Source organism: Desulfurobacteriaceae bacterium (assembly GCA_039832905.1).
Classification (GTDB): domain Bacteria; phylum Aquificota; class Aquificia; order Desulfurobacteriales; family Desulfurobacteriaceae; genus Desulfurobacterium.
Window position 1 is genome coordinate 1 of the sequence record JBDOLX010000113.1, and the last position, 4,638, is coordinate 4,638.

General features: G+C 33.3%; 8 protein-coding genes. 4 read left to right on the top strand and 4 right to left on the bottom strand.

Annotation, left to right across the window (positions count from 1 at the left end):
- The coding region (locus tag ABGX27_08745) for a WYL domain-containing protein (protein ID MEO2069576.1) at nucleotides 1-953 on the top strand (953 nt) is incomplete at its 5' end.
- Nucleotides 954-1,012: 59 nt separating this feature from the next.
- Entirely contained in the window at nucleotides 1,013-1,474 is a 462-nt protein-coding gene (locus tag ABGX27_08750) for an NADAR family protein (protein MEO2069577.1), read from the top strand.
- Nucleotides 1,475-1,558: 84 nt separating this feature from the next.
- Here the strand turns inward: ABGX27_08750 and ABGX27_08755 are convergent, their stop codons facing one another.
- Genes ABGX27_08755 through ABGX27_08770 form a run of 4 tightly spaced genes read right to left on the bottom strand, consistent with a single transcriptional unit; the run spans nucleotide 1,559 to nucleotide 2,715 of the window.
- A complete protein-coding gene (locus ABGX27_08755) occupies nucleotides 1,559-1,702 on the bottom strand; it encodes a hypothetical protein (GenBank protein ID MEO2069578.1) in 144 nt (47 codons plus the stop codon).
- 50 nt (nucleotides 1,703-1,752) lie between these two features.
- The gene (locus ABGX27_08760; GenBank protein MEO2069579.1) at nucleotides 1,753-2,073 is read right to left on the bottom strand and encodes a hypothetical protein; all 321 of its coding nucleotides are present in this window, start codon (nucleotides 2,071-2,073) and stop codon (nucleotides 1,753-1,755) included.
- Complete coding sequence (locus tag ABGX27_08765) at nucleotides 2,066-2,368, bottom strand: hypothetical protein (protein ID MEO2069580.1); 303 nt, start codon at nucleotides 2,366-2,368, stop codon at nucleotides 2,066-2,068. The genes ABGX27_08760 and ABGX27_08765 overlap by 8 nt, the downstream gene beginning before the upstream one ends.
- 2 nt (nucleotides 2,369-2,370) lie before the next feature.
- Nucleotides 2,371-2,715, bottom strand: a complete 345-nt coding sequence (locus tag ABGX27_08770) for a hypothetical protein (GenBank protein ID MEO2069581.1) — start codon at nucleotides 2,713-2,715, stop codon at nucleotides 2,371-2,373.
- A 108-nt stretch (nucleotides 2,716-2,823) separates the two neighbouring features.
- On the opposite strand from ABGX27_08770, the gene ABGX27_08775 reads away from it, so the two are divergent.
- Both ABGX27_08775 and ABGX27_08780 read left to right on the top strand, forming a co-directional pair.
- Nucleotides 2,824-3,894: a hypothetical protein gene (locus ABGX27_08775; GenBank protein MEO2069582.1), complete on the top strand. Its 1,071-nt coding sequence runs from the start codon at nucleotides 2,824-2,826 to the stop codon at nucleotides 3,892-3,894.
- A gap of 1 nt (nucleotide 3,895) precedes the next feature.
- The coding region (locus tag ABGX27_08780; protein ID MEO2069583.1) for a hypothetical protein at nucleotides 3,896-4,638 on the top strand (743 nt) is incomplete at its 3' end.

Here is a 4,638-nt window from a genome sequence, read left to right on the forward strand (position 1 = left end):
GTAGAAAGGGTAAAGAATGGAAAATACGGAAAGAAGCTTTGGACGCTGTTAATCCTTTGAACGAAAAAGAGATTATCTCTTTCCTACTTTTCTTCTCTTTTATCCCTAAAGAATATAGGGAACTCTCTTTCTTCCAACCTGTAAAGAAAATTATAGAGAGAATAGAGAGTTCTCTAAAACTTGAGGCAGGAAACAGAGATATACTGTACGAATCATTTGGTTATGAACCTCTTTTTAGCAGACGATTTATACCGCCGAGAGAGGAAAGTATAACAAAAATAGTAGATGCCATACTAAAAGAGTGCAAAGTTAGACTTCTTAGGAAAGATAGGTTCAAAGGTTCAAATGAGTTTAGAGAAGTTTATCCTATAAACCTATTTTTCTATGAAGGAAACTTCTACGTTGGTGTTCTTAAAGATAACGGCGACTATAGAAGTTATCTACTCTCTACAGTAAAGATCATGGAAGTAAAAGAAGATGTAAAACTTCCTCCTTTTTTAAGAAAAAAGACAAAAAAGTTAAGACGCTACAGAATGGATTTTATGGAAAAAGATCCCTTCATTTTCGGAGTGGAACTTAACTATGATAGTTTCGACCTTCATATAGAAAACGCTACTGTTTTTGCAACTCAGTTTTCAACCGAAAAAAACAGCGATGGAACTTATACAGTTCTTCTTGTTGGTTATAACGGTCCAAGGTTCTATCGTCAGTTTTTACTAAGAGATTTTGAAAAAATAATACCTCCTAATGGACACATAATAGAAATAGCTAAAAGAAACGAAATTAAGAAGAAATTTGAAAAAGAATGGCCGCACTTACCTCCTCCTTCCTACGACTTAGAAAAAAACAAAAGAAACTTTCAGGCATTTCTTGAAGCTATTAATCATTACCTTCTTCAAAGACAAGAAGCCTTATCTCCCCTTCTTAAAAAAGAAAAAGCCAAATGGGAATAATTTATTCCCATTTATTTCCTAGTTTATAATTAAACTTAAAGTAAGAGGGGTAAAACGATATGAATAAGATCATCAGGTTCAGGGGTAAGTACTTTTTTCTCTCCAACTTTTACCCTTGCAAAGTAGAATATGAAGGACTTGTATATCCAAGCGTTGAAAATGCATTTCAAGCAGCAAAAACAGCACCCTTTAGACGCCAACAATTTACCAAAATTTCTCCTAAAGAAGCAAAAAAACTTGGTAGAAAGGTTCCTCTTTTTGGAGATTGGGAGGGTAGAAAAGTAAAAGTTATGAAAGAACTTGTTATGAAAAAATTCCAGCAAAACGAAGACCTAAAAAAGAAACTTCTTGAAACGGGTGATGCTATTTTAATAGAAGGAAATACATGGGGAGACGAGTTTTGGGGAGTAAATCTAAGAAAACCAGATCCAACCTCTCCATGGGGTTATAAAGGAGAAAATTGGTTAGGAAAAATTCTAATGGAGGTTCGAGAAAAGTTAAAAAATGAAGTAGAAAAGTAAATCTTTTTTTCTCCATTTATTTCTAATTCAGATAAGTTTCCCGTGTAGAGAACCACCTTGCTTTTCCTCCTTTTTAGAGTCAAATCAAGGTTCTTTACCTTCTTTTAGAGGTAAAAGGTAAACTATCTGAGACGGAAAAGCCCTGCTTAGGAAAATCTCTATCTTATCACCAGACTTAACTCTTAACGGAACAGGACTTTCGTATCTTGCGTATTCTTCCCTACACAAGAGAAAAATATTCTTCGTATGTCTTGCACCTACAAATTCAATTCTATCAACTATGCAAACTTTTTTCCGAAAGGCTTTCTTTCCTTTGAGAAAAAAGAGAAAACCGTCATATATATATATCCCCCAGTAATAACAAGTGCAGATAGACCTAATAAACCAAAAAATGTAAAAATAACTTTTTTCTCAAGAAAGTAGAAACTTAAAGAGAAAAGAGAGATGCTAACAGTTAGTATAGAAAAGAAATGGAGAAAAATTGCTAAACCAAAAGAAGGAACTAAAACACTTCCTAAACGGAAAAGAAAAAATAAAAGCATTCCAATAGCAAAAATCTTAATAGAAAGGTCTTTACTTTTTCTTTTCTTCTTATTCATTTCTATTTTCCCTTAACTTTCTTGCCTTCCTAGTCAAGGTGTATTTGCCGTTCTGAAAGTTCAAGTATCCATTCCCAACTGCTTGCCTAAGTACTATTTTAGCAAGAAAGTATCTCTGTTTAGACTTTCTCTTAATCTTCTCCTTAGCTATCTGCATAGCTACGTCATTAACAAGAAACCCTTTAGCGTATCTTTCTTTTTCGGGAAGTTTTAGGATAAATTCTCTAACAAGTTCCATTCCACCATACTTTTCAAACCTTGCCCGGTCTCTACGTCTCTTTATTTCTTCTTTCATTGTTATTCTCCCGTTTTCTTTACCTTTTCCTTAATAGCTGAAATCCAATTTACTTTTAGTTCTTCATTTTTAGGTTCTCCAAAGAAGTGAATGCTTTCAAATGGAATACAAATCTTTTTAAGACTTGGGAATGCTGGATAGAGAAGTCTAACTTCTGAACTATTCTTTAGTTGTGTAGGATATTTGAGTTCAACGTATCCAACATTTGCATTCACTAATAGTATTCCTACAGACTTTCCAGTTTGAGCAGAGACAACTTGAATTTTGTCATAGCACTCAGGGCATATAGGAATACCTTCTATCTCTTTTTCAGCAGCAAAACTCTTGCAGAAAGAACATAGTTCCATTTCTCTTTCTTTTCTTTCCTTTCCATCTCTTACCTCCTTTTAATAGAAAAAGTCAGAATTCTCACAAGAGGAAAGTTAACCATAGAAGTTCTTGAAGCTTTATACGAAATGTTTGATGAAACCAACTTTAGTGGTCAAGGAGCAAGGGAAAGGAAAGAAGCTTTTATGAGAATTTTTGAAAACCTAAGAAAATATTTAGAATTAAGGGGACTCTTAGGAACGAATTTCAACCCTTACGTAGCTAAAAAAATATTTGAGACATTAGTATTCTTTAAAAAAGTCCTTGAAGATAACACTTTGTTGTCTAACGATCCCATTTTAAATCTAATTTTAGAGTTTTCAGTTCACGATATAAGAAATTTAGATAAAAGAGTTGTTAACGCAATTATTCCTAAGTTAAAAGTTCTAATTAGAAACTATAGGAGTATGGCAAAAGAAATACTAAAGAGAACAGATTACTTTAATGGAATAACCCTCCAAGAGCTGATTCTAAAGAATCACGATAATACAAGTTCACTCTTTATTTTTGTAAGTGAAGATGACAACAACATGAGATTTTTCGCCTATGAACTAGGAGATATCCTATATAAAGCTAGGAAAAACGGACAGTTCCAAAACACACCTCAGACAGTTTTTATATTAGAAGAAGCTGACCTATTCATTCCTCATACCCCTATAGGTTCAAAGGAAGAAAAAGTATCCATAGAAAAAACTAAACAAATGGCAACTATGCTTGCAAGAAGAGGAAGAAAATACGGTCTTGGACTTGCGATAGCAACTCAGAGAGTAACTTATCTTGATACAAGCATTACTGCACAACTGGCTACATATTTTGTAAGCAAACTTCCTAAGAAAACAGATAGAGAAAGAGTTGCTGAGGCTTTTGGAATTGAACCTTCTGTCCTTGACCAGACGATCTCATACTTTCCAGGCGAATGGATGGTTTTAACGCACGTTGATGCCCTTCATAGAAAAGCCGTTCCTGTTCCTATAAAGTTTGAAAATGCAAATGAGAGACTCGAGAAAACAATAACTAGAATTGAGTACGCGAAGTTGAAAAAGTTAATTGAAGAATTGAAAGAGGGAAGTAATTCTCTTAAACATGATGATGAAAATGGAGAAATATTCGTTTCTCTGCCTACAAATGAAGATTTAACACCTGTTTTCGTGGAGGACTAGGATGAAAAGGAAGTACAGAATTATCTCCCCTCTTAGAAAGAGAAATATGAGAGTTTCTTCCGAAAATCTTAACAGGGAAGGAAGTACTGAAATGGAAGTTAGAGAAGAGAATAATCAAAAGTTGAAGATTAATAAAGAAAACATTTCAGATATAAAAAATGGAGATACAGTTAACATTAAGGAAAAAGTTAGGAAAATCGCTTGTGAATATGTTAGAGAAAAAAAGAGAGCAAAATTAGAGGAAATTAAAGATTACATAAAAAAAGAACTAGGGCAGGACTATAACTGGATAGATGAAGAAATTAAACAAGCATGTGTCAACTATTGTGATCGTGCCGAAAATACAAACTCAAAAAAAGCTAAAAATTGTCTATTTGCAATTAACAATAAAAAAATTACAGACGATACGTACCTTGAACTTTACAATCCTTCTGTACACGGTCATTGGGAAGTGGAAGAATCATCAGGTAAACCCTATCTAAAAGATCTTCCAGATATAGAGAAGTACTTAAGATGGCTTCAAGAGATTTATGAAAGTGACTGGAGAAGTGAAAAAGATAATTTACTTCAAAATCTAAACAATTTAAAAGAATACATAGAAAATTCTATAGAGAATGCAAACTTTGAAAAAGATACCTATAGAAGCTTATGCAATCATATTTCATATTTCTACTGTCAAATCAGCAGAAATATACCCAAACTGTTTAGTGAAGAAAAACTTGAAGGCATCATTTCTATAGTAAA

Bases quoted from the DNA above. Each gene is read 5' to 3' on its own strand.
- ABGX27_08750 (MEO2069577.1), top strand. From the start codon at position 1,013: ATGAATAAGATCATCAGGTTCAGGGGTAAGTACTTTTTTCTCTCCAAC.
- ABGX27_08760 (MEO2069579.1), bottom strand. From the start codon at position 2,073: ATGAATAAGAAGAAAAGAAAAAGTAAAGACCTTTCTATTAAGATTTTT.
- ABGX27_08765 (MEO2069580.1), bottom strand. From the start codon at position 2,368: ATGAAAGAAGAAATAAAGAGACGTAGAGACCGGGCAAGGTTTGAAAAG.
- ABGX27_08770 (MEO2069581.1), bottom strand. From the start codon at position 2,715: ATGGAACTATGTTCTTTCTGCAAGAGTTTTGCTGCTGAAAAAGAGATA.
- ABGX27_08775 (MEO2069582.1), top strand. From the start codon at position 2,824: ATGTTTGATGAAACCAACTTTAGTGGTCAAGGAGCAAGGGAAAGGAAA.